At 45.2% G+C, this 23,514-nt stretch carries 22 protein-coding genes and 2 pseudogenes; 6 read left to right on the plus strand and 18 right to left on the minus strand.

Going from position 1 to position 23,514, the window contains the following annotated elements:
- Positions 1-196: 196 nt before the first annotated feature.
- The 8 genes and pseudogenes from PP175_RS22565 to PP175_RS22600 form a co-directional block, all read right to left on the minus strand.
- On the minus strand, positions 197-1,408 hold the full coding sequence (locus PP175_RS22565; protein WP_272440461.1) for a YeeE/YedE family protein: 1,212 nt from the start codon (positions 1,406-1,408) through the stop codon (positions 197-199).
- 218 nt (positions 1,409-1,626) lie between these two features.
- The gene (locus tag PP175_RS22570; RefSeq protein WP_272440462.1) at positions 1,627-2,397 is read right to left on the minus strand and encodes an ATP-binding cassette domain-containing protein; all 771 of its coding nucleotides are present in this window, start codon (positions 2,395-2,397) and stop codon (positions 1,627-1,629) included.
- A gap of 36 nt (positions 2,398-2,433) precedes the next feature.
- Positions 2,434-3,222 carry an aliphatic sulfonate ABC transporter permease SsuC gene (gene ssuC / locus PP175_RS22575; protein WP_272440463.1) on the minus strand — a complete coding sequence of 263 codons (789 nt, stop codon included), beginning with the start codon at positions 3,220-3,222 and terminating at the stop codon, positions 2,434-2,436.
- Entirely contained in the window at positions 3,219-4,367 is a 1,149-nt protein-coding gene (ssuD, locus tag PP175_RS22580) for an FMNH2-dependent alkanesulfonate monooxygenase (protein ID WP_272440464.1), read from the minus strand. Before ssuD ends, ssuC begins: the two co-directional genes overlap by 4 nt.
- A gap of 32 nt (positions 4,368-4,399) precedes the next feature.
- Positions 4,400-5,384: pseudogene (locus tag PP175_RS22585) on the minus strand (sulfonate ABC transporter substrate-binding protein).
- Positions 5,381-5,836 (minus strand): NADPH-dependent FMN reductase, encoded by a 456-nt coding sequence (gene ssuE / locus PP175_RS22590; protein WP_334314225.1) that lies wholly within the window; start codon positions 5,834-5,836, stop codon positions 5,381-5,383. The pseudogene PP175_RS22585 and the gene ssuE overlap by 4 nt, the downstream one beginning before the upstream one ends.
- A complete protein-coding gene (locus tag PP175_RS22595; RefSeq protein ID WP_272440465.1) occupies positions 5,752-5,949 on the minus strand; it encodes a hypothetical protein in 198 nt (65 codons plus the stop codon). Before PP175_RS22595 ends, ssuE begins: the two co-directional genes overlap by 85 nt.
- Before the next feature lie 123 nt (positions 5,950-6,072).
- Entirely contained in the window at positions 6,073-6,267 is a 195-nt protein-coding gene (locus tag PP175_RS22600) for a YezD family protein (protein ID WP_272440466.1), read from the minus strand.
- 365 nt (positions 6,268-6,632) lie between these two features.
- On the opposite strand from PP175_RS22600, the gene PP175_RS22605 reads away from it, so the two are divergent.
- The gene (locus PP175_RS22605; RefSeq protein WP_272440467.1) at positions 6,633-7,433 is read left to right on the plus strand and encodes an SDR family NAD(P)-dependent oxidoreductase; all 801 of its coding nucleotides are present in this window, start codon (positions 6,633-6,635) and stop codon (positions 7,431-7,433) included.
- Between the two features lie 183 nt (positions 7,434-7,616).
- On the opposite strand, the gene PP175_RS22610 is transcribed toward PP175_RS22605, so the two are convergent.
- Positions 7,617-7,910, minus strand: a complete 294-nt coding sequence (locus PP175_RS22610) for a putative quinol monooxygenase (protein WP_272440468.1) — start codon at positions 7,908-7,910, stop codon at positions 7,617-7,619.
- 180 nt (positions 7,911-8,090) lie between these two features.
- On the opposite strand from PP175_RS22610, the gene PP175_RS22615 reads away from it, so the two are divergent.
- Positions 8,091-8,408, plus strand: a complete 318-nt coding sequence (locus tag PP175_RS22615) for a hypothetical protein (protein ID WP_272440469.1) — start codon at positions 8,091-8,093, stop codon at positions 8,406-8,408.
- Positions 8,409-8,549: 141 nt separating this feature from the next.
- Here PP175_RS22615 and PP175_RS22620 read toward each other — a convergent pair whose 3' ends face one another.
- Complete coding sequence (locus PP175_RS22620) at positions 8,550-8,852, minus strand: DUF3219 family protein (protein ID WP_272440470.1); 303 nt, start codon at positions 8,850-8,852, stop codon at positions 8,550-8,552.
- A gap of 135 nt (positions 8,853-8,987) precedes the next feature.
- Between PP175_RS22620 and PP175_RS22625 the strand changes: the two genes are divergently transcribed.
- Positions 8,988-9,245 carry a hypothetical protein gene (locus tag PP175_RS22625; RefSeq protein WP_272440471.1) on the plus strand — a complete coding sequence of 86 codons (258 nt, stop codon included), beginning with the start codon at positions 8,988-8,990 and terminating at the stop codon, positions 9,243-9,245.
- Positions 9,246-9,820: 575 nt separating this feature from the next.
- On the opposite strand, the pseudogene PP175_RS22630 reads toward PP175_RS22625, so the two are convergent.
- Positions 9,821-11,186, minus strand: a pseudogene (locus tag PP175_RS22630) (transposase).
- A gap of 245 nt (positions 11,187-11,431) precedes the next feature.
- Between PP175_RS22630 and PP175_RS22635 the strand changes: the two are divergent.
- Positions 11,432-12,397 (plus strand): NAD(P)H-dependent flavin oxidoreductase, encoded by a 966-nt coding sequence (locus PP175_RS22635; protein ID WP_272440472.1) that lies wholly within the window; start codon positions 11,432-11,434, stop codon positions 12,395-12,397.
- A 226-nt stretch (positions 12,398-12,623) separates the two neighbouring features.
- Here PP175_RS22635 and PP175_RS22640 read toward each other — a convergent pair whose 3' ends face one another.
- From PP175_RS22640 to PP175_RS22650, 3 genes are read right to left on the minus strand one after another with little or no spacing between them, the layout of a single operon-like run.
- Positions 12,624-13,703 (minus strand): ABC transporter substrate-binding protein, encoded by a 1,080-nt coding sequence (locus tag PP175_RS22640; RefSeq protein ID WP_272440473.1) that lies wholly within the window; start codon positions 13,701-13,703, stop codon positions 12,624-12,626.
- A gap of 34 nt (positions 13,704-13,737) precedes the next feature.
- A complete protein-coding gene (locus PP175_RS22645) occupies positions 13,738-14,601 on the minus strand; it encodes an ABC transporter permease (RefSeq protein WP_272440474.1) in 864 nt (287 codons plus the stop codon).
- Positions 14,582-15,421, minus strand: coding sequence for an ABC transporter ATP-binding protein (locus PP175_RS22650; RefSeq protein ID WP_272440475.1), 840 nt, complete (start codon positions 15,419-15,421; stop codon positions 14,582-14,584). Before PP175_RS22650 ends, PP175_RS22645 begins: the two co-directional genes overlap by 20 nt.
- Positions 15,422-15,574: 153 nt before the next feature.
- Here PP175_RS22650 and PP175_RS22655 point away from each other — a divergent pair, with 153 nt between their 5' ends.
- Positions 15,575-17,182, plus strand: a complete 1,608-nt coding sequence (locus PP175_RS22655) for an ATP-binding protein (protein WP_272440476.1) — start codon at positions 15,575-15,577, stop codon at positions 17,180-17,182.
- Positions 17,183-17,209: 27 nt separating this feature from the next.
- The gene (locus PP175_RS22660; protein WP_272440477.1) at positions 17,210-17,890 is read left to right on the plus strand and encodes a response regulator; all 681 of its coding nucleotides are present in this window, start codon (positions 17,210-17,212) and stop codon (positions 17,888-17,890) included.
- A 121-nt stretch (positions 17,891-18,011) separates the two neighbouring features.
- Here the strand turns inward: PP175_RS22660 and PP175_RS22665 are convergent, their stop codons facing one another.
- From PP175_RS22665 to PP175_RS22680, 4 genes are all read right to left on the minus strand, one after another.
- On the minus strand, positions 18,012-19,250 hold the full coding sequence (locus tag PP175_RS22665; protein WP_272440478.1) for a dihydrolipoamide acetyltransferase family protein: 1,239 nt from the start codon (positions 19,248-19,250) through the stop codon (positions 18,012-18,014).
- A gap of 33 nt (positions 19,251-19,283) precedes the next feature.
- Positions 19,284-20,303 carry an alpha-ketoacid dehydrogenase subunit beta gene (locus PP175_RS22670; protein WP_272440479.1) on the minus strand — a complete coding sequence of 340 codons (1,020 nt, stop codon included), beginning with the start codon at positions 20,301-20,303 and terminating at the stop codon, positions 19,284-19,286.
- A 48-nt stretch (positions 20,304-20,351) separates the two neighbouring features.
- Positions 20,352-21,338: a thiamine pyrophosphate-dependent dehydrogenase E1 component subunit alpha gene (locus tag PP175_RS22675; protein WP_272440480.1), complete on the minus strand. Its 987-nt coding sequence runs from the start codon at positions 21,336-21,338 to the stop codon at positions 20,352-20,354.
- Between the two features lie 191 nt (positions 21,339-21,529).
- Positions 21,530-23,494, minus strand: coding sequence for a sigma-54-dependent Fis family transcriptional regulator (locus PP175_RS22680; RefSeq protein ID WP_334314176.1), 1,965 nt, complete (start codon positions 23,492-23,494; stop codon positions 21,530-21,532).
- Between the last annotated feature and the right edge of the window lie 20 nt (positions 23,495-23,514).

Consider the following 23,514-nt stretch of genomic DNA (forward strand, 5'->3'; position numbering starts at 1 on the left):
TTGACTCCTCATATGTGAAAATTCTTCCATTTAGCTATTGATATGTTCCAACGCCTGTTTAACTGTGGCAAAGTTTTCTTATATTGTACTGCATACATTGCCTGCATTCGAGGTTTTCGTGTATCAGTTAAAAAGAAAGAAATAAATTAAGGGCTGCTATGGGAAGCAGCCCTCATCCGATATTACGATTTCTCGTTTATTTAAAAGAACAATAGCCACGGAACTTGATGCCAACCAAACTCCCAAGCATAGCCATTACAAACCATACCCAGCCATGTAAGCTGAATGAAGCAACACCAGCAAAATAAGCCCCAATGTTACATCCAAAAGCAAGGCGGGCCCCATACCCCATCATGATGCCTCCAATGAAAAGCCCGATAATCATGCGGGCAGGGTACTGGCGCAGGGAGAAGGAGATCTTCTTGCCAGACAGTGCCAGGGCAAGAAAGGCACCCAATATCACACCAATATCCAGCACTGTTGTTACATCTTTTAGCACATTGCTATGCAATGCTTTGGCGTTGGCAGCCGTCTGCCAGTAACCCCATTGCTCAACAGGCACCCCGGCGAAATGAGCGACTTTAGAACCCCACAGGGCAAAAGCAAACGTAACGCCCCATGGCTTCCCTGAAAGCAGCAGTACTGCGAGGGCTCCAATTGCCAGAACCACCGTTCCCATCATCCAGGACCAGGGGCCATGCACCAGTCGTTTTAAACTCCACGGTTCCTTATGAAATGCAGGTTGTGAAGCTCCGTGGCGCTTGCGTTCGGCAATGACAGTAACCACAAAAACAATCACCATAATCACCACATTGATTAACAGTCCGCCAAAAGCTCCAAATTCTTTTATAAAAGAAATCGGCGCTATATGCGGCGTATTGCTCCACCACGTGAAGTTCGCACTTCCAATAACGGAACCAAGTATAAAGCCGACAAGCGTCACAATCCCTCTCGCATCACCACCGCCGATATGGTAAAGCGTTCCGGACGCACATCCATCGCCCATCTGCATACCAATCCCAAACAAAAAGGCCCCAAACAACAAAGATATACCGACAGGCGATACGCTTGCTGTTATGGGATGGCCAAAAATTGACCCTTTTAGAAAAAACGGTAGAAACACCAGATTCGTGATGAAAAACAAGATCATTTGCGCCCGGATTCCTGCACCGCGTCTATCTGTTAGAAAAACCCGAAACGAACTTGTAAAACCGTAATGCGCATGATAAAGAGCCAGGCCGAGCACCCCGCCTGCAAGCAGAAGCAGCCCCTGCGTGCCCGAGACCACTTTAGTAAGATACAGAGCTCCAAGAACGAACAAAACCGCCGTTATAATTGCGTATATACGATTGTGATTTGGCTCTGTGTGCACTGTAACCATTTGTAATTCGTTAGCGTGAGCCGACACAATTTGTTCCCCCTTCTAAAAAAATGATAGATCTATTATAGCAAAACAGCTTTGGAAAATCCAATAATACCAACCCGTATTATCGGTTTAACTAAAATACCAATAAAAAGACCGTCAAGCATACTTAAGATTACAAACAAGCCGATGACTCCTACATTTGCAGGAATCCATCGGCTTCTATAAAGAGACAATTTGTATCATTCCCTGTTGTTTCTATTTTATTGTGAATTAACAGCAGCACCGGTGTTTCTTGCATTTTCGTCCGCCCCGATGATACGTTCTCGTATTTTGCCGGTAATGGAGGCGAAGACCGCATGGCTGCGCTGACGGGGACGTGGAAGTTGGATCGGATAGTCCATGGTTACTTTTCCCTCTTCTATTAGAATCACCCGGTTCGCAAGCGCCACAGCTTCCTCCACATCGTGTGTAACAAACACAGCGGTAAATTGATGCTGCAGCCAGAGACGTTCAATCAAGCCCTGCATCTCCAGCCGGGTCAGCGCATCCAGCGCACTTAATGGTTCATCAAGCAAAAGCAGGCGCGGTTCGTTTACAAGTGCACGTGCCAGAGCAACCCGCTGCTGCTGTCCACCTGAGAGAACGGTTGGCCATTCATCAGCCCGATCTAATAGGCCTACATGGCCAAGCGCCTGTTCTGCCTTTTTGCGCCAGCCCTTCGGCAGACCTAGGCCAATATTGTCAAGTACCCGCTTCCACGGTAAGAGCCTGCCCTCTTGAAACATCATACGCACAGTATGGTCAATGCCAGATAGAGTCTTCCCGTTGACAAGTAAGGTTCCCTCTGTAAGCTGATCCAGACCGGCCAGAAGACGAAGCAGCGTACTTTTGCCGCAGCCGCTTCTCCCGACTATTGCTATAAAATCACCCGGTTTAATTTCCAAATTAATCTGCTGCAATACGTTATGACTGCCGAATGATTTTCTAACTTCCGTTAGCTTTACATGTGAACCATGCAGTTGCGGCCCCATAAACTGTTCTCTCCTTTCTTTTCAAATGACTAGAAGTTACGCTCTGCTTTTCCTATAACTTGGATTCCATTGAAGAAATCTTTTTTCTACCAGCTTTGCAATAGAGTCGGATAGTTTGCCGAGCAAAGCGTACAGCAAAATACTGACGATGACCACATCAATTTGCATAAACTCGCGCGCGTTCATGGCCATGTAGCCGATCCCGGAATTGGCAGAGATCGTTTCTGCTACAATGAGCGTCACCCACATAATCCCTAAGGCGAATCGGATGCCAACCAGTATGGACGGCAGAGCAGCTGGAAAAATGATGTGGCGGAATAGGGCAAATCCCCGCAGTCCATAGATACGCCCCATCTCAATCAACTTTGCGTCTACCGTACGGATGCCGTGAAAGGTATTAAGGTAGACGGGAAATAGCACCCCAAGCGCGACCAGAAATAGTTTCGCCTCTTCCTCAATTCCAAACCACACAATGACAAGCGGAATAAGCGCCAGATGCGGAATATTTCGCAGCATTTGTACCGATGTATCAAACAGCTTTTCCGCAATACTGAATAGCCCGGTAAGCAAACCCAACAATAACCCGATTGAATCCCCAATAGCAAACCCGATAAATGCTCGCTGTGAACTAATGCCAATATACTGAAAGAGTTCGCCGGTTTTTATTAATCGGAAAGCCGCTCGAAGCACATCAAAGGGAGAAGAGAGGATCCCGGACGAAAGCCAGCCGCTCCAAGCCGCCGCTTGCCAGCCAATCAATACAAGTAATGGCAGCATCCATGGAAGAATCAAATCACTAATCCGTTTATGAACTGTTTTCTTCAACTGCTTCGCACCTCTTTTTTCTTCGGATAATAAGCATTCGCAACGATTTCACCAAACGGACTGATGATCTGGGTCTCTTCCCTTCTTCTATTCGTATGAATAGGAAGATGTGGGAACAGGAGTTCAGCCACCCGATACGCTTCTTCAAGATGCGGGTAACCCGACAAAATAAAGGTTTCGATTCCAAGTTCCGCATATTCCTTTATGCGTGCCGCAACGGTTGCTGGATCACCGACCAGAGCGGTACCGGCACCACCCCGCACAAGTCCGACACCTGCCCAAAGATTAGGGCTAATCTCAAGCGAATCCCGGTTTCCCTGATGCAGCTGTGCCATCCTGCGCTGGCCTTCCGAATCAAAACGGGCAAACGTACGCTGGGCTGCCGTGATCATATTATCATCTACGTACTTGATCAGTTCGTTTGCCGCATCCCACGCTTCTTTTTCTGTTTCCCGTACAATAACGTGAAGACGGATCCCAAACCGTATTGTACGGCCGTTCTTCTCCGCCAGTTCCCGAACATGCTTGATTTTATCGGCTACCTGCTGCGGCGGTTCCCCCCATGTTAAGTACACGTCAATATGTTTGCCTGCCACTTCATGGCCCGCGGCAGATGAACCGCCAAAGTACAACGGCGGATAGGGTTGCTGTACCGGTGGGTACATTAGCTTTGCTTCTTTGATTTCGAGATGCTCGCCAGAAAAGTTTGCGGTTTTGCCTGCCATGATTTCACGCCAAACCGTAAGGAATTCATCGGTAAGTTTATATCTTTCACTATGGCTCAGGTGCAGCCCATCTCCGGCCAACTCAACCGGATCACCACCTGTTACTACATTAATCAGCAGACGGCCATTTGAAATGCGGTCAAAGGTCGCCGCCATGCGCGCCGCTTGTGCAGGCGACATGATACCTGGCCGAATGGCTACCAGAAAGCGCATTTTTTCGGTTGCTGCGATGAGCGCAGATGCGGCAACCCATGCATCTTCGCATGAACGGCCGGTTGGCAGCAGAGCACCTGCAAAACCGAGTTCATCTACCGCCTGCGCAATCTGGCGCATATATGAAAAGCTAACAGCGCGTCCCCCAGTCTGTGTTCCGAGATAACGGCTATCGCCATGCGTGGGAATAAACCAGAAAATGTTCATTTCATGCTCTCTCCTTTTTTTAAAAATTGTCGTTAGTTGTTTAAAATAGCATCCTTAACCGAAATCTGATTTGGGATGAGTTTAATCTGGTAGAAGGTGTTTGCAATTTTCTGCTGCTCATTCATGTCGTTTGAGTTGATCTTTTGTACATCAAATGTTCTTCGCATGAGCGCCTCCTTTAACGAAGCAGCGTCAATACCAACCTGGGGCGATAAGAATTCTGCGGCCTTTTGCTGATTTTGCTTCACCCAGCTGTCGGTTTTCTTCAACTCATCAAGCACATCTGTGAGAACTTGGGGCCGCTCCCTTGCGAAGGAACGAGAGGCCACAATGAACTCACGGTTTGCCGCCAATCCCTTCCCGTCGGCAATTACCCGCGCTTGTGTTGCACGCTGCGCAGCGGCATAAAACGGGTCCCAGATCACCCATGCATCCACGCTTCCCCTCTCGAAAGCTGCCCTGCCATCAGCAGGTGGCAGATACACTGGCTGAATGTCTGTGTATTTTAACCCGGCGCTTGCAGGGCTTTAACGAGAAGGTAATGGACGTTGGATCCTTTATTGAGCGCTACTTTTTTCCCCTTTAAATCAGCCAATGACCGAATGGAAGAGTTCTTAGGAACAAGTATGGCCTCTCCTGCAGGATTCGGTGGCTCTTTTGCAGCATAGACAAGTGGCGTGTTCGCTGCCTGTGCGAAAATAGGGGGGCTTCTCCCGTATGACCGATGTCAATACTGTCAACATGCATGGCTTCTAACAACTGGGGCCCTGCTGGGAATTGAATCCACTCCACAGAGACACCGAGAGATTTTAAACGTTTTTCAAGTGTTCCCTGGGCCTTAAGGATGTTGAGCGTGCCGAACTTTTGGTAGCCAATACGTACGGTATGCTGATCGGGGCTGCCTGAAGCTTTCTGTTGTGTCGCCCCCTGCGAGCAGCCTGTCAACGTCATGAAAGCAGCTAGTGCCGTGATAATTACAACGCGTAATAGTGTCAGCACCTTTGTTAACTGTTTCATCGCTGTTCCCCTCTCGTTTGAAAGATTGGATGGATTTGTTGCCTGAATTCAACTACTAATTGCTCCACCGTTTTATCAATGCGGTGCTTGATTTGGTCCTCAATTCGAACATTTGAACCTTCGCGGGCAATCTGTGAATCAAGAATATAAACCCCGCTGTAGGTGTAGCGTGCGCCGAGCGCGTTAAGAACCGGCTTAAGGGCGTAGTCAATCGTTAACAGATGAGCCAGCGTACCGCCTACCGCTATAGGAATCACAATTTTGCCATGCAGCGCATCGCTGGGCAGCAGGTCCAGAAAGGTTTTTAAAAAACCTGTATAGGCAGCTTTGTAAACAGGGGTCGCGAGGATCACCGCTTTTGCTTTTATTACTCTGTCAACTGCCTTCTGGATGTGCCTGTTATCATACAACCCGTAAAGTAAATCCTCTGCTGGCAGGTCTCGAAGAGTGATGGCGCAAGTAGAAATTCCCTCCTTTCGAATGTTCGTTCCTCGATGTAGGTGAGGACTGCAGTAGAGCGGGAAGTAAGCGAAGGACTGCCGGAAAGCAAAATGATGTCAGACATTATAAATTCCTCCTTTGTTTGGTCTGGTGTATAGAAAAAGGCTCCTGTCATGTGCATCCCTAACCGGTATGCAGCAAACAAGGAGCCTTCGGTAGCCCGATCGGCATATTCTATTGTTCATGTTTATTTTTTGTTGGACAAAGATGGAGCAGTTTTTACAGAAGTAGTTCTGCTCTCTAAGGGAAAGCGGCTTTTCACTGTTTTGTCTACCTGTGTGATTTTTGAGTCATGAATGGTAATAAGCAGGGAGCCGAATTGAATTTCCTCGAGCGCTTGCATTATAAACTCGACTCCCCGATCATTAAGATGTTTACACATGCTTTACGCCTCCTAATGGTGGAATTTTAAGATTTGTGGCAATAAATCGCTCCATACTCCTCCTTTCCCTATAATCTTGATAGATATAATCAACATTACCTACGCTTCAGCCTATGCAGCAACTACAGTTTATGTCTCTATATTTTCGCAATTTTTATAAACCTGATTTTAATACCTATTATTCCGTGTTGTCAACTATGTTTTGTCAAATTAATCTCCTCATGCAATGATAAAGAAACCAATTCGTCCGAAAAAGTTGTCTCGTTGCTTTACATGTCCAAAGTTCGGTATAGTAAATCTTAGCAACAGCAAATCACTTCTTGGAACAACCATTAGACATTATACGCTGAAGGGATGGATTTGAAGTGGATCTGGGTTTAACGAATAAAACTGCACTTGTAACCGGCGGCACAAAAGGGATTGGCAAAGCCATCGCTGTAGCTTTTGCAGCAGAAGGAACCAATGTGGTCATTTGCGGTCGCGGCGAGGAAGCTTTAAACGAAGCCAGAAAAGAAATTGAGCACAATGGGGGAACGGTACTTGCCGTTCAAGCGGATCTCTCAAAACAGAGCGATGTCGATCAGCTCATTTCTGCGGCTATTGATCGATTTAAATCGATTGATATCCTCGTCAACAATGCCGGAATAGTCGCGGGATTTGACGATTTCGAGTCAATAGACATTGAAGAGTGGCAGGAACTGTTCAATGTGAATTTGTTCGGAACCGTGCGGGTAACAAAAGCGGTGATCCCTTTTATGAAAAAGTCAGGATTCGGCCGTATTATCAACATTTCCTCTGAATCCGGCGTACAGCCTGATCCGTTTATGCCCCATTATAATGCTTCTAAAGCGGCTTTAATCAATTTCACGAAAAGCTTATCGAAAGCATATGCGGCGCAGGGAATTCTAGTCAATACCGTCTCCCCTGCTTTTATCATGACACCGCTATTGGAAAATCTACTGCAGGATAACGCAAGGAAACAAAATATCGAATTTGAGGAAGCGATTCAGCAATTCTTACGGGAAAAGCGGCCTCACATTGAAGTAAAACGGCCGGGCAAGGTTGAGGAAGTTGCTTCCGCGGTTCTCTACCTGGCATCAACCCAGGCTTCGTTCATTAATGGCGTAAATCTTCGCGTGGATGGCGGATCGGTAGCCAGCCAGTAACCGTAAGAGAAACTTTAACGTTTTATGTAGAATATGCTTAACTAGTCGATAAAAGCAAAAAAACCGATTATGCTACATCTGTAGTATTGAACTGTACCCCAATTGTTAGCTGTGTCTCACAATTGGGGTACAGTTGATATCCATCGGCTTTTTTTACAAGTTTTGTAGAAGGGTATACATCTTTTACCTCTTTGCCACCACTTCAAAAACATCAGCTGTAAAAGGCTCAAGCAGAAGCCCCTTGACTCCCTTAACAAATTCTCCAAAATGAGGTGTCTTTCCATGGATATCAAGAGCGGCTTGATCCTGCCACTTCTCTAAAAACACAAACACATTTGGCTGTTCAGTATCTTCTAATAAGTTATAGCTAATATTGCCCTCCTCTGTTCGTGTACCGTCTACAACCTTTTTGGCCAGCGCCAGAAATTCATCGCGATGTTTAGGATCAACCTTAAAAAATGCATGAATTGTAACCAACAATAACGACCTCTTTTCCTAAAATAGTTGTGAAATCATTTATGTATCTTTTCTCGATAATTATATAATATTCAATCAGTTAAAGTAAGGATGTACGCTCCTCCCCGATCGCGTTTTTGTTTATTATAAGTTATCACTGCCTATGCATAGCAATAATAAACGTTATGAAGCGAGCCATTTATGCAAAGGCTACTTAGGCAAGGGTTAATCAACCTGTTATTGGGCTGGATTATTTTTACATCAACTGTTATCATGAATATGAACGGGAAAAATGTAACGGAGGTGAGGGTGTTGACATTTTATCTGGAAAGGAAAGCGCTGCGTTATCTGCTCTGCCTTACCTGCATTGTCCTTGTTTTGTTTGCTACAGCGCCATATTGGCTGGCGTTGATCGGTGTGATCGGGACGGCAGTTATCGTTATAGGTGCGTGCTCAGTTCCCCTATTTTTTATAGTGACCATGCTCATGGGCAAGGATTATAAAGATAGAGATAGATAAAAACCCCGAAAACAGTTATACTTCTGTCTTCCGGGTTTTAGTTAGTTTTATGCGAAGTATGAATCCCCCTATAAGCAGTCAGCGACCGCTGCAGAGTCGAATAGGTTTTTATTTGTTGAAAGTTAATTGGTTCGTTTTTTCCTAGCCAATTTCAAGCAGCTCAAGTTTAAAATCACCTACTGCATTTTCTTCGTAAAGGTTTGTAAAGGAAGTCGAATAATTGCTTATCGTTCCTCTAAATTTCAGTTTACGCTCAGGCACAGCAACATCGAAAGTCTGCTTGTATAACAGCGTCGTAATTTTATGATACTCTTCACCACTTCTAACTTTAAAATCAAAGGCAATCTTATGCCGCGGATGGCCGCTTTTTTCATCCGTTATCTCATCCTCTTTATATCCCGTTACGTTTATATGCACATCATTTAAGATTACCTCGGTTACCATATCAACATCTCCTATAATTCTTTTACGATACGAAGGCAGAACGCCCCTTACTTTAAATCACGAGCCCCTATCAGCATCAACAACCAAAATTGGGACACTAAGTGTGTCAAAGGCAAATGGTATGTAGGTTTTGTTGTGGATAAAAAGAAAAAATACCTTCCTGTTGAAGAGAATGAGTTTATTACCCGGTATTTTTCTTTTTTCCAACAAAGCATTACATACGAGATGAAACAAGTTAAAAGCAAAGCAACGAAAAAGTTGGTAAAAAAAGAAGTTAGGGTGGACAAGAATCGAGAAAACCGTTCGACCATTCAGCTTTTGCGAAAAGGAGCAGATTGGTATCTAGCCATCGCTGTTGAAACTTCTTGTGAAATTCCCACAAGGAATTTTTGATAGACTATGTGCCCGCAGAGCAAAGCCTTTGCGGGAGGGTAAGTGTGACATTACCTATGGTGTCTGAGATGAAGGCGGGTCAGAAATGGAACAACGGATCATGTCGTGAGATATCATCTCTGCCAGAGCAAGTCACTACCGAGCTTCCACAAGGAAGCCCCTCACTTTAGTGGGGGGAGGAAGTCACAGAAGAGCATAGCACTTATTTTAAGAATAAACAAATCCTTGTGCTTGTCTAATGCGCTTACTTATAGAGGTTTATATACCTGTGATAAACATTGCATACCAACTAATCGCAAAAATATCAAAATTAAAAAGGAGATATCAGCCTCCTTTTCGAGAGTGTCGAGAAACTGTATTGAGTGTATTTTTATAACTCTTTATGAATTTATACCAATTTAAGATTAGCCTGTCAATGTAAGACAGTTTTTTATTTGCGTTTTTGCTATTTACGATCGGGTAGATTAGTTCAATAAATTTTTTATTTGAATCAATTTCATAATTGCTTTTTAAAAATCTCAATACCTACAGAATTTTTGTATTCAATTTTAAAAACGACCGGAGGTCGCGTTCTGTTAAGCGGCTTTAACGCTCAATTTGGTGTTGATACGATCAACAGCTAATTGAGAAGCATTAAACAATAGGCACAGTAAATCAACATGGACTTTCGCTAATTCTCCGGAACGATACCGGATATTGTTCAACTGGAAATATTCTTTTAAGTACGCGTTCACTCGTTCAACAGAAGTACGTTCCTTATAAAGCTCTTTCCACGACTTGCTTCCACGGGCGGGAGCTGGATACCGGCGCAAATCCACTGTTTTTTTGATTTTCATGCTCCTTTGACAGAGCGTGTCGTGAGCGAGCGGACAATCCTTACATTCCTTCGGTCTTGTATACTTGAGCGTTTCGTATTTTTTATCATAGCTATCATAACGATAGGAATACTCACGGACACAGGTCGGTGCGAAATACTTATCAACACCGATAGGTGGCGCTTCATTCCGCTTATTATAGGCGATAATCCCATCTGCTTTCATACGGTAAATCTGCTCATAAATCGGTTTGTAATCATATCCGGCGTCCGCCATCACTTTCGTGATGGTTCAGAATAGGAAAACGTTCAGCTATACCTTTTAATAGCGGAATCGCAGCTTTGGCATCGTTCATGTTTCCTGACGAAAGCAAATGTCCTAAAATGTACTGACTTTTCGTTTCTACAGCTAAGTGAAGTTTGTAGCCATACCAAAAAAGGTTTTTATTTTCGGAGTTCTTCTTAATTCCCCACCTGGGAGCGTTTGGCATTTCTTTTTGAAGCTCACCGAAGGTGTAATCCAATTGTTTTTCGATTTTCTGCTCAAAAATAGGCAGGTTGTTTTGGATTTCTTCCTGTTCTTTTTTCCAGGCCTCATAGTCTTCTTTCTTTTTGCGGCCTCGTTTTTTCGGTTCTTTGACAGCGGGTTCCTCTTCCACTTCATCTTTTTGTGGAGCTTGATCTCGCGCTTCGATGTGCGTTGCGTCAATGGCAATATGGCTGCCATCAATAAAACCTTCTTCCATCGCTTGTGATAGAAGTTGATCATTCATTTCAGCCAACACGTTTGAGGTTTTGATCTTTCGAATCAAACGTGAGAAAGAAGATTCAGATGGCACCCGATCGGAAAAGGAAAAACCACAATCCAGACGGAAAAGAACATCCTGTTTTAAACGGCGAACAAGAAGTGCCATCGTTGGGACCCCCTCTAAAATACGAGCCAACATGGCATAAATCATCGCGGGATAATTAAGTGACTGAGGGGCACCTGCAGATGTTTTCTTAGACGTAATTTTAAGCAGCGGCATAATATTAATGCCTTCAAAAATCGCCGTGTAACGTTCGGTAGGTTCTAAATCTAACAAATCTTGCAGGGAAAACAAATGTCCTTGACGAATAGAGTACATGAGGAGACCAACCTTTCTCATTGAGTTGTCTGAGCAACTACTCTATTCGAGATTTAGGGAGGTACTCCTTTTTTTCATCCTTATTGAACCTTACGGTTCAAGGACTATGAGTTATGAAATTGATTCATTTAACAAAAAATTTCAATTTTCTTTTGTAATATAACCGTAATATTATAGATAAATTTAGTCATCTTGGATTCACTCGTGATAGAAATCTAAAATAATATACAAAGGAGACCAGAGACATGAAAACAAGGGTGACTGAGATTTTTGGAATCGAGTATCCGATTATACAAGGAGGATTAGCTTACCTAGCTTATGCCGAACTAGCTTCGGCTGTCTCGAATGCAGGTGGACTCGGACAAATTACTGCGGCAACGCTAGGTACACCCGAAAGACTCCGGGAGGAAATCCGTAAAGTACGTAGACTTACTAATAAACCTTTTGCCGTAAATTTTGCTATTGCAAGACACGACGGGCAATATCAGGAATTGCTCGAAGTTGCTATCGAGGAAAAGGTACCTGCGATTTCTATAACCGGAGCTAATCCACAACCGGTTTTTAAACGAATTAAAGGAGAAAATATTAGATCTCTTGTCCTTGTTGCGGGTGTTAGACAAGCACAGAAAGCGGAAGAACTTGGTGCTGATGCGGTAATGGCAGTTGGACAGGAAGGCGGCGGGCATTTAGGACGTGACGATATTGGTACAATGATACTTATTCCTCGTGTCGTCGATTCTGTATCAATTCCGGTAATTGCCAGCGGGGGTATTGGCGATGGACGTGGTTTATTGGCGGCTCTGGCACTTGGCGCAGAAGGAATTGAAATGGGTACTCGCTTTATTGCTACGCAAGAGTGTGTTCATGCAAGCCCAGAATATAAACAAGCGATTCTAGGTGCGAAAGAGACAGACACAGTAATTATAAAAAAGACATTAGGTGCTCCGGGGCGTGTTCTTAAATCAGACTTTACCCTTAATATCATTAAACATGAACAAAGTGGAGCAACTTATGAAGACCTAAAAGATGTGATTAGCGGAAAAGCAAATTGCAGGTTTATTTATGATGGTGATAATGCAGAAGGGTTCGGGTGGGCTGGTCAGGTTATTGGACTAATTAATAGTATCCCTACAGTTCAGGAACTGTTTGATGAAATGATTTCAACGGCAGAACAAGCACAGAGACGTTTGGCGAACATCCTCCAAAAATAGAACTAATGGTCATTTCGATTCGATTGTTCAGGAGCAGGTGTATTTTACTGCTCCTTATTCTTATTATTCAAATTATTAAAAGCGATTTTTAGGAAATTGCTTACGAATGGCATATGATTCATCACGGAACGTTATGCATCTTTATGCAATGTTTTTTTATTACTGGTATCTAAACATCCAGAAAAGGAGGCAGCAGCCTCCTTTTCCCCATTATCAATCTACGCTATTATTTAACCTTGTCAACAAACTCATTTGTATAAGTCTCATCAAGCTTCACATTTTTTACTTCCGGTTTAAATGAAGACAGTATTTTTAATACATTTTCCGGATCACCCTGCGGCATTTTTCCATCTGGGGTGAACATTGGAAGCTGGCCCTTAAGAGCGGTTATATACATAGCTTTGTCGCCTGCATAATATTCCTCTGGCATTTTAGATGCGATTTCCTCCGGTGTATGGATGTTCATCCATTTTAGTGTCTTTACAAACGCATTGGCCAGTTTTTGTACGACAGCCGGATGTGCTTTTACGTAGTCGTTTGTCATATAGAGGCTGGTAGATGCGTATTTCCCGCCCAGCGCTTCAACGGTTCCCTGTTTTGAGTTCATATCGACAAAAGTAGAAGCGAGATGTTTGGCTTTGAGCATGGAAGCCGTTGGTTCACTCGTTACAGCTGCGTCAATTCGCCCCTGCTGCATGGCTGCGATCAATGTTTGGCCAGCTCCAACAGGCAGAGGTTTGTAATCGCTTTCCTTATTTCCGCCTTTTACTACATTGTAGCTTGCCAGCATATTTGTAGATGAACCTAGCCCTGTAACCCCGATGGTCAACCCTTTTAAATCTTTTAATGTTTTAACTTTGTCCTTTAATTTATCTGCCAGCATCAGCTGCTCACCAGGCACGTCAGCCATTGTAACAACAGCTTCTACTTTCTTTCCTTTGCTTGCCAGATCAATGGTATGATCATAGAATCCGCCTGCACCATCTACCTGACCGGAAAGCAAAGCCACTTCAGCGTCTTGCCCGGCACTTTCATTTACCAGCGTCACGGTTAAACCTTCATCCTTGAAATAGCCCAGCTTCTCCGTTAGCATATACGGCAGGTAGATGATTTTCTCAAGGCCGCCCACCATAATGGCAACCCTGTCCGAACCTGAGGATGAAGCAGTATCCGTAGTGGTTGAGGGGCTTTTTGCTGCTCCAGCAGACGTAGGCGCTGTGTTTGTTCCTGTTCCACAACCTGTAACCAGCATGGCGAGCAGCGCTGCGCTTGAAACCCCTATACTTACTTTTTTGCTTGTTTTCATTGTGTTCTCCCCTTTTATCGATAGTTTTTGATTCTTATTTGCGCACGTGTCGCCAGGCTATAAACCTTTTCTCCAGCTTTGTTACCAGCCAATCAGCGAGCAGCGCGGTTACCGACAGAATGACCATGCCGGCAAATACGCCAGTCGTATCAAATGAGCCCTGTGCTTGCGCGATTAGGTAGCCCAGCCCTTCAGTAGATCCAATAAATTCACCGACAACGGCTCCGATAAGCGCAAAGCCAAAACTGGAATGCAAGCTGGACAAAATCCAGGTTAAAGCGGATGGTATAATCACATGCCGGGCTAACTGCCTTTTATTGGCTCCCAGCAAACGGGCATTGTTCACGAGATTTCGGTCTACTTCTCTTACGCCCTGAAAAGCATTAAAGAATACAATGAAAAAGGTCAGAACAAATCCTGAAGCGACTTTCGATGACATCCCAAGTCCCAGCCATAAAATAAAAATCGGTACAAGGACAACCCGGGGGATCGCGTTTAACATTTTAATATAAGGCCCTAGAACGACCGACAACAATTCATTTACGCCTAATGCATAACCGAAGATGATCCCTGCAATTCCGCCTAAGAGAAAAGAAAGAATCGTCTCCTCAAACGTAACAACAAAGTGGATGTAGAGAGGTCCCTGGCTCGTTCCTTTCACAACCCAACTCCAAATATGCAGCACAATATCAGAAGGGCTTGAGAAGAAAAAAGGATCAATGATTTTGCGGCTGGTCAAAACCTGCCAGGTGCCCATAATCACAATAAACACGGCAATCTGTAAGCTTAAATCGCGAACCCGGCGCTTCATAGCCTGTGCGCGCAGCTCATTCTTACGCGAAATCACTTCTGCTGTCTGCTCGAGACTTTTTGCCTGGCTACTTATTTGCGTTTGCATAACTAATCATAACCTCATCTCGTAAGTCATCCCAGATTTGCTCATGCAAGCTCATGAATTGCGGCTGAAACCGGATCTCCGCTACATTGCGGGGCCTGGGTAGGTTAATCCGGTAGTCACCTTTGACGGTTGCGCCCGGACCGGCCGTTAATACCACCACGCGGTCGCTAAGTGCAATCGCTTCTTCCAAATCATGCGTAATAAACACAACCGATGCCGACGTTTCTTCCCAGATGTTCAGCAGTTCATCCTCCATCAACTGACGGGTATGAACATCAAGCGCGGAAAATGATTCGTCCATGAGCAGGATTTCCGGCTGTACAATTAAACACTGTGCCAGTGCAACGCGCTTCCTCATGCCGCCGGATAACTGATGCGGGAAATGGTTCTCAAAACCTTTTAGGCCTACCCGCTCAATCCAGCGTTTTGCTTCGCGATAAGCTTCTCCCTTCTTTAGACCTTTAAGACGCAGTCCGAGTGAAACATTGTCCATCACCGTTTTCCACGGGTACGTATTGTCTGTTTGGAACACACAGGCGGCACGCGGGTTGATGCCTTTTAAAGGCTCTCCCATAATGTGCACCTTGCCTCCCGTTGTCTCTTCAAACCCGGCAATTAAATTTAGCGTGGTAGATTTACCGCAGCCGCTCGGGCCTACGATGGAGCAAAACTCCCCCTTCTCGATGCGCAAATCTATGTTTCGCAAAACAGTATGAACCTCACCAGAAGGCTTCACATATTCCTTTGAGGCATTCTTAAGTTCTATCATTGGTGTTTGAACCGGTGAAGATGCGTAGCGAACTGGTTCATGGCTTCCCATTGCTAACAATCAACCCCTTTCTATTTGTGAATTGATACCGCTTACAGTTAGTAGTATAATAAGTTAATATTTTATTTAGAATATTTTGCTAAATACTCCGAATAAAACAGTAAAAATAGTTTCGTTGATTTTGACAACGAGGGGTCAAAACAGATGCAACAGTTTAGACAGCACAAGCTTGCGAGTAAACGCATGACATTGCGGGCTAAAATCAATTGGTTAGTCTTCTTGAATATTGTTTTGGTGCTAACCCTGGTGATCTCCGTGATTTGCTACATGTTTATCAACAATGAATTTGAAGATATTGGGCAAAGGGCTGTTGCACTGGCCAAAACGGTTGCTGACATGCGGCAAATAAAGCGCGGTCTTGAGCAGTCGAATCCCGCTGCCGCGATACAGCCGATAACCGAAAATATTAAGCTTGTTACAGGCGCTCAGTTTATCGTTGTGGCCGATATGAATTTGATTCGTTACAGCCATCCCAATCCTTTGCTAATCGGAAAAAACATGGGTACGGACCCAGGGGACGATCAAAAGGTGCTCAAAGGAGAAACAAGTATTTCCCGTGCGACAGGCAGCCTTGGCCTGTCCGTTAGAGGCAAAGCACCGGTATTTAATTCACAGCACCATCAAATTGGCCTTGTCTCAGTAGGCTTCCTCGTTAGTGATATCTGGAACAAGATTTCCCTCTTTCTGCTTCGAACGATAGGTTCAGGTATAGTGGCCCTGGCCCTAGGCTTGTGGGGCGCTTATCTGCTATCCGGTCACATTAAGAAACAAACCTTTAACATGGAGCCGTTTGAGATTGCCTTCCTTTCTCAGGAACAGGCGAGCATTCTGGAATCCATTCGCGAAGGAATTATTGCCGTCGACAGAGAGGGCATGATTACAACCTGCAACCAGGAAGCAAAGCGCTTATTAGGCGTAGAATCCAGTGATATAATTGGGCAATTTATTGAAACGATCATTCCCAATTCCCGGCTGCCCGAAGTTTTAGAGGAGGGCATTTCGCATAACGACCAGCCCATGATTATCAGCAATACACTTGTGATTGTTAATCGCGTGCCTGTCACGCTAAAGGGCCATGTCATTGGAGCTGTCGCCAGCTTTCGCGATAAGATTCAGTTAGAGCAAATCGATCAACGTCTGGCGGATGTTGGAAAATATGCAGATGCCCTTCGCAGCCAGCGGCACGAATTTATGAATAAGCTCCATACCATATCTGGGCTGATTCAGCTGGAAGAATACGAATTAGTTCGAGAATTGATCCATAAGGTCAATGAAGAGCAGCAGCAAGTACTTACTTTCTTTATGAGCCGGATTCGCGACCCTGCGATAGTCGGAACTTTAATCGGAAAAGTCCATCGGGCGAAGGAGCAGGGCATTACCCTTTCAATTGACCCAAAATCACATTTAGCTGACCCATGTAAGCACCGGGAAATAGTCATTACCATTTTGGGCAACGCCATTGAGAATGCGATTGAATCGATAACCGGCTCGCAGAATCCCCTTTGCAGGCCGGAAATCAATGTTTTTATAAATGATGAAACAGAGCACCTGATTGTAAACGTAGAAGATAAGGGGCCTGGGATTGATCCTTCTTTAAAGGAACGCATCTTTGAAGATGGGATGACAACCAAAGGCCCTGGCAGAGGATTTGGATTAGCTCTTCTATCCAAACTCGTAGCGGATGCAGGGGGTAATTTATCCATTCTGTCTTCTTATGAGGGTGCTATCTTGGAGGCGAAGCTGCCAAATTAGAATTATTTCGTTAGAGAGGTGATACGTTTGACTCATGTTTCGGTACGAGCGGTTGTTGTGGATGACGATTTTATGATCGCGAGGCTTCATGGAAAATTCATTGACTCCCAGCCAGGGTACCAGCTGGTTGGAATCGCGCATAATTATGAACAAGCCTTGTCAATTGTAAAGGAAACAAACCCCAATCTCCTTCTGCTCGATGTGTTCATGCCTGATCGCTCCGGCATTGATGTATTGAGGGAGATTCGGGCACTGAACATTCCATGTGATGCGATTCTGATTACAGCGGCTAACGAATTAGAGGTGGTGGAAGAGGGCTTTCGGTTCGGGGTATTTGACTACCTGATTAAACCGTTTGATTTAAATCATCTGCAGGACTCTCTTAAAAAGTATGGGCAATTCAAATCCCGGCTCTCCAGCTTAACGAGCGTCAACCAAGGCATGGTTGACGATCTCAAGAAAATGCGCTCGGCCTCCCACGTTAAACCTATGGCATCTGGAATTGACTTCCGAACACTGGAGCGCATCAAAAGCAGTTTATCCCTAAGTGAAACACCGCAGAGTGCAGAAGAAATCGCCAAAACAGCAGGTGTCAGCCGATCAACCGCCCGGACGTACCTGGCATACCTTGTTGAAGAAAATTCAGCTGATGAAGAATTAGTGTATGGGGCCATCGGCCGGCCACAGCGGGTTTTTCGCATAAAATAGCATTTTCGGATTGGAGGAAGCCACTGGCAAGGAAATCCCTAACCAGCGGCTTTTGCTGTTGAACTAAATCGCCCCGTGCATTAAAGGTAGAGGCAATATTGCGATAATTAATTTGGTTGTACTAGACTATCATTTGGTATGGATTTTCCAATACATCCTTTACAGCCTGAAGAAACTCAGCGGCTGGTGCTCCATCGATTACGCGATGGTCAAAAGAAAGGCTGAGTGTCATCATCGGGCGAAGTTCAATCTTTCCCTCTACACCTACTGGTTTATCATGAATTCGGCCTACCCCCAAGATGGCGGATTGAGGCTGATTAATAATAGGTGTAAACGCGTCGATCGCATACATACCCAAATTGCTAATGGTGAACGTTCCGCCCGACATATGGTCCGGCGTCAGCTTATTTTCTCTAGCTAGCCCTGTCAGGTTTTTGCATTCCGTGGTTAGTTCAGCTAACCCTTTTTTATCTGCATGTTGCACCACCGGTACCACTAATCCATTGGGAGCAGCTACGGCGAGACCAACGTTTACTTCAGGATGTAGGATAATAAAGTCCCCATCAAGAGACGCGTTGACTTTTGGATGTAGCGTAAGTGCCTGAGAAACCGCCTTGATAATGATTTCCGTGTATGAAAGTCGGTATCCACACTTTTTCTCAATGACAGGAAGGAGCCTGTTCCTCAACTCCATAGAAGCGCCCATGTCCACTTCAGCAACCAGGGTTACATGGGGTGCAGTAGAAGCGCTATGCACCATACGTTGTCCAATAATACGGCGTGTCCCTTCTATTTTGATCCTCTCGCCAGTAGCTTGAGCGAGCTGCGTGCGATCTGTTGCTTCCGTGCTGTTGCGAACTTCCGGTTTCGTTTCAAGAGCTGCAGGTGGGTTTTGTCGATTTTGAGCTACCGCTCTTACATCCTGTTCAGTAATCCTTCCCTTCGGACCTGAGCCTTGCACAGCGCCGAGATCAACTTTCAATTCACGGGCTAAGCGGCGAATAAACGGGGAAGCTTGAACAAAAGAAGATGACCCAGCTGCAACAGGTTGGCATCCTCCTTTTGTTTCTTTCTCAAGCACAGCTGAGGAAGCCGCAATCTCTTTTTGCGATTCCAGGTGCTCCGCCGCCGCCTCAATTACAGCTAGCAAATGGCCTTCAGCGACGACGTCACCCCGTTTGGCCTCAATTCTTGTCAATCTTCCGCTAATGGGTGATTCAATTTCAGATACGGCTTTTTCGGTCTGGACTTCAACAAGAACTTCCCCTTCCTTGACAAAATCCCCCTCCGATTTATGCCAGAAAACAATTAAACTTTCTGCTTTGTCTTCAGCAACTTTAGGCATGACAAAAGAATACAACGAATCTCCCTCCTATCTATGAAGCTGTTAAATTTATTCGTTCATTAAGTCCAAAACCGTTTCGATAATTTTGGCCGAATTAGGAAGAATAAACTGTTCCAGCGGCCTGCTGTACGGAATTGGAACATCTGGTATGGCTAAGCGGCGAATAGGAGCCGCCAGATCATAGAGCGCATGCTCGGCAACAGCGGCGGATACCTCCGCTGTCATTCCGTAGGATCTATAATCTTCATCCACAACCACCAGCCGATGGGTCTTTTTAACGGACTGAATAATCGTTTCGGTATCTAGCGGCGCAAGGGATCTTAAATCTATCACTTCTGCCTCGATCCCTTGTTCTGCCAGTTTTTGTGCGGCTTCTAAAGCGTAATGCAGCGTCATCTGAAGGCCAACAATGGTCACGTCATTACCCTCGCGCACCACCTTTGCTTTATCTAACGGTACCGTGTAAGACTCCGCTGGAACATGTCCGAGGGAAGCATCGATTTGATCCATCCACCCTAGCCCCTGCAGCGTTTTATGGAACATGAATAGAACCGGATTATCATCACGAATGGCGGAAATCATCATCCCTTTTATATCGAATGGAGTAGAAGGTGCCACAACCTTCATTCCCGGCATATGGGCAAAGGTTGCATACAACGTTTGCGAGTGCTGAGCCGCATCGCTATACCCTCCTCCGACTGCCGTCATCAAAACCATAGGCAGCTTTACATTTCCGCCGGACATATACGGGATTTTAGCCATGTGATTATAGATTTGGTCCATGCACACACCGAAGAAATCGACAAACATCAGCTCTGCAATGGGACGCATTCCCTCCGCTGCTGCACCAATCGCCGCTCCAATGAAGGCGGTTTCAGAAATAGGCGTATCGAGTACGCGGGCCGGTCCGAATCTGTCGAGCAGCCCTTCGGTAGACCCAAAGATGCCGCCATATTTGCCAACGTCTTCACCTAGTACAAACACATTAGGGTCTCTCTCCATTTCTAAAGCAATCGCTTCAGCCAACGCTTTATTGCCTGTGAGCAGGCGTTTTTCCTTCGTTTCCATGTACATCATTCCTCTCCACTGTAATTTATACCTGCAGCTAAACGTCGATTAAGCAAAAACGCCTTGCAGCGCTTCCTCAGGGGCAGGATAAGCACTTTCTCTCGCAAATGTATAAGCATCGTGGACAGTGCTTTCAGCGCGGGCTTGCATCTGCGCAATGTCATCTTGGCTGGCAGCGCCTTCCTTAAGCAATTTGGCTTCTAATCGTGCAATTGGATCCCTCTCCCGCAGTCCCGGAACTTCCTGCTTGTCACGGTACAGTTCCGGATCGCCCTGGAAGTGTCCAAGATAGCGATGCGTCTCGATTTCAATGATGGAAGGTCCTTCACCACGTCTCGCTCTGGATACCGCTTCTTCGGAAATCCGATACATTTCTATCGGGTCATTATCTTTCACAAGGTAACCTGGGATACCATAAGCAGCCCCGCGTATTTCATTGGAGGCTACTGCCGTCGATTCTTTCTTGGCGACAGAGATTCCATATGCGTTATCTTCTACTACGATAATAAATGGAAGCTTCCATAATGCAGCCATATTCAGAGACTCATGAAAGGCTCCGGCATTAGCTGCTCCCTCCCCAATAAAGGCAACAGCAACCCAATCCTTTCCTTTCATCTTTGCAGCCAATGCGGCCCCAACAGCATGCGGCACCCCCGCAGCAACAATTCCTCCGCAAGAAAACTTTACAGCAGGATCAAACAAATGCATGTGACCGCCCTTCCCTTTTCCTAAACCTGTAACTTTCCCAAATATTTCAGCTGTCATGCGATTCAAATCAACACCTTTAGCAATTGCGTGGTGGTGGGGGCGATGCGGGGATGTAACCGTATCTTCCGGCCGCAAATGCGCACAAATCCCAACGGCTGCCGGTTCCTGGCCAGGAGCGAGGTGCATCTCTCCTGGTACCGTCCCCGCGCCAATATTAAATACAGGCTGTTTCCCTTCCATATAAGCCTGAACCATTGTTTCCTCGTAATAACGAATCTTGTACATGGTTTCGTACATCCATTTCATCTGATTCACCGGGATTGACATAGACACTTCCCCTTTCATGTTTTGTTCACTTTACAAGCAAGTGCAAATAGCATGCCATACTCGCTTGGCCAACGGCAGCTCTTTCAAGTCTGGTTTTCCTACTTCTTCAGCTTCCTATCTAACTAAAAATGTCCCATTTCGGGACAAGTGTCCTGCAATACAAATGGGACACATTGAGACAAAGTGGGACACTAAAAGGATGAACGCAATCCGTACCTCTCCATCTGACGGTAAAGCGTGCTTCGGGAAATTCCAAGAAGAGTGGCGGCTTTTTTTAGATTTCCTTTGCATTCTTGAATGCTTTGTAACAGTGCTTGTTTTTTCATTTCTTCCTTCCATGAAAGCATGTCTTCTTGCTTTTCAACTCGCGGCCAGGATTGCAGCTCTGCCGGTAAAAATTGTGGTAATAAAACGGTTCCCTCGGAACGAAGTATCGTTCGTTCCAAGACGTTTTGCAGTTCCCGCACATTCCCTGGCCAGTCATGCCCTTCCAACAGACGTATCAGTTCTGGTGAAATATCACGGATATCTCTGTTCAACCTCTGACTGAGCTTTTGACAGAAACTTTTAGCGAGCAGTGAAATATCCTCCTTGCGCTGACGCAGTGCTGGAATTTTAATGGGCATCACATTCAGGCGATAAAATAAGTCCTCCCTAAAATGGCCTTTCCTCATTTCCTCTTCCAAATCCTTATTCGTAGCGGATATAATTCGGACGTCTACCGGAATCACCCGGTGTCCACCCATCCGGATAACCTCCCGATTCTGTAAGACCCGCAGGAGAAGTACCTGCATTTCCAGAGACATCTCTCCTATTTCATCCAGAAATAGGGTTCCTCCATCCGCCAGTTCGAATTTGCCAGCACTGCCTCCTTTTCTTGCTCCTGTAAAGGCTCCTTCAACATAACCGAATAGTTCGCTTCCAAGTAAATCCCTAGGAACGGCCCCACAATTGATCGCTATAAAAGGCTTATGGCTTCTTCCGCCTTCCTGATGGATGGCCTGAGCAAAAAGGTCCTTTCCCGTTCCGCTATTACCCATCAACAGGACCGTGCTGGCAGTCCGGGCAGCCAATTTTGCTTCTTTTATACATTCCATGAAAAGCGGGTGGGATCCAACAATATCTGTGAATGTAACCTTAGCCTGACTGCCTGTTATTTCATTGACAAATTTACGGACACTCTTAACTTCGTTCAAGGAAATTAACGAACCCATCCATTGCCCATCCTGATCATAAATAGGTTTGATATGAAGCAAACACGGAATCAACTGGCCATTCCGCACTTGTTTTACATTCACTTCCTCGTTGATGATCTTTGGACAGTCCAATGCTTTATCTATAATTCTTTCTTCTTCAAACAAGATGTCCAGTGTTTGTCCAACAATTTGTAATTCGCTTAACCCTGATAAACGGAGCAGACTGTTGTTCGCTTTTAGAATCAAACCTTGCTGATTGGTGATGAGTACACCGTCTGTCAATGTATTGATGGTGGCTTCAATGTAGCTTTGCATCACTTCATTCTTCCTTGATTTCTCTATCAATTTCATTTGCTGTTCAATTGCCTGGACAGCCGACACAACCATTCCCAGTGTGTGTGAATGAACGCGTTCAAACGGACCAGACATATTCAAGATTCCAATCAGCTTTCCTGAAGGGTCATGGATAGGGGCAGCCGAACACGTCCAGCTTTGGCATACTTGTGTAAAGTGCTCGGCACCATAAACCTGAACAGGCCTGTTGGTTTTCAGGCAAGTTCCAATCGCATTGGTACCCATTGATTCTTCGCTCCAATCCGCACCTTCCACGAAGTCAATGCTCCTGGCATTTCTAAGCGGCTCTTCGTCCCCAATCACCTTGATTAAAAAACCATTCTCCGTGCAAAGGATCACCAGAAAGCCAGATCCCTTTACAAAAGAATACAAATTCTCCATAACGGCGAGGGCAATGGAATAAAAATCGCCTCTGTCCTTCTTCAGCTGTTCTAGCTCGAAATAAGTTAAGGTGCGTTCGCCCTTTCTTTTGTAAGGATCTACCTCATAGAACAGAGACCTCTGCCAGGATTCTTTAATGATTGGATTTAGCTCCGGATCAAGATTCTTCTCAAAGATAAAACCTTTCCACATCTCTTCTAAGCGATTTCGATCCTTCAAAAGCACACCCCATTTTTGTTCATTTA

It is taken from the genome of Aneurinibacillus sp. Ricciae_BoGa-3, assembly GCF_028421645.1.
Classification (GTDB): Bacteria; Bacillota; Bacilli; order Aneurinibacillales; family Aneurinibacillaceae; genus Aneurinibacillus_B.

Bases quoted from the DNA above. Each gene is read 5' to 3' on its own strand.
- PP175_RS22570 (WP_272440462.1), bottom strand. From the start codon at position 2,397: ATGGGGCCGCAACTGCATGGTTCACATGTAAAGCTAACGGAAGTTAGA.
- PP175_RS22640 (WP_272440473.1), bottom strand. From the start codon at position 13,703: ATGAAAACAAGCAAAAAAGTAAGTATAGGGGTTTCAAGCGCAGCGCTG.
- PP175_RS22645 (WP_272440474.1), bottom strand. From the start codon at position 14,601: ATGCAAACGCAAATAAGTAGCCAGGCAAAAAGTCTCGAGCAGACAGCA.
- PP175_RS22635 (WP_272440472.1), top strand. From the start codon at position 11,432: ATGAAAACAAGGGTGACTGAGATTTTTGGAATCGAGTATCCGATTATA.
- PP175_RS22670 (WP_272440479.1), bottom strand. From the start codon at position 20,303: ATGGAAACGAAGGAAAAACGCCTGCTCACAGGCAATAAAGCGTTGGCT.
- PP175_RS22595 (WP_272440465.1), bottom strand. From the start codon at position 5,949: ATGTCTGACATCATTTTGCTTTCCGGCAGTCCTTCGCTTACTTCCCGC.
- PP175_RS22600 (WP_272440466.1), bottom strand. From the start codon at position 6,267: ATGTGTAAACATCTTAATGATCGGGGAGTCGAGTTTATAATGCAAGCG.
- PP175_RS22650 (WP_272440475.1), bottom strand. From the start codon at position 15,421: ATGGGAAGCCATGAACCAGTTCGCTACGCATCTTCACCGGTTCAAACA.
- PP175_RS22620 (WP_272440470.1), bottom strand. From the start codon at position 8,852: ATGGTAACCGAGGTAATCTTAAATGATGTGCATATAAACGTAACGGGA.
- PP175_RS22675 (WP_272440480.1), bottom strand. From the start codon at position 21,338: ATGTCAATCCCGGTGAATCAGATGAAATGGATGTACGAAACCATGTAC.
- ssuD (WP_272440464.1), bottom strand. From the start codon at position 4,367: ATGAACATTTTCTGGTTTATTCCCACGCATGGCGATAGCCGTTATCTC.
- PP175_RS22615 (WP_272440469.1), top strand. From the start codon at position 8,091: ATGCAAAGGCTACTTAGGCAAGGGTTAATCAACCTGTTATTGGGCTGG.
- PP175_RS22655 (WP_272440476.1), top strand. From the start codon at position 15,575: ATGCAACAGTTTAGACAGCACAAGCTTGCGAGTAAACGCATGACATTG.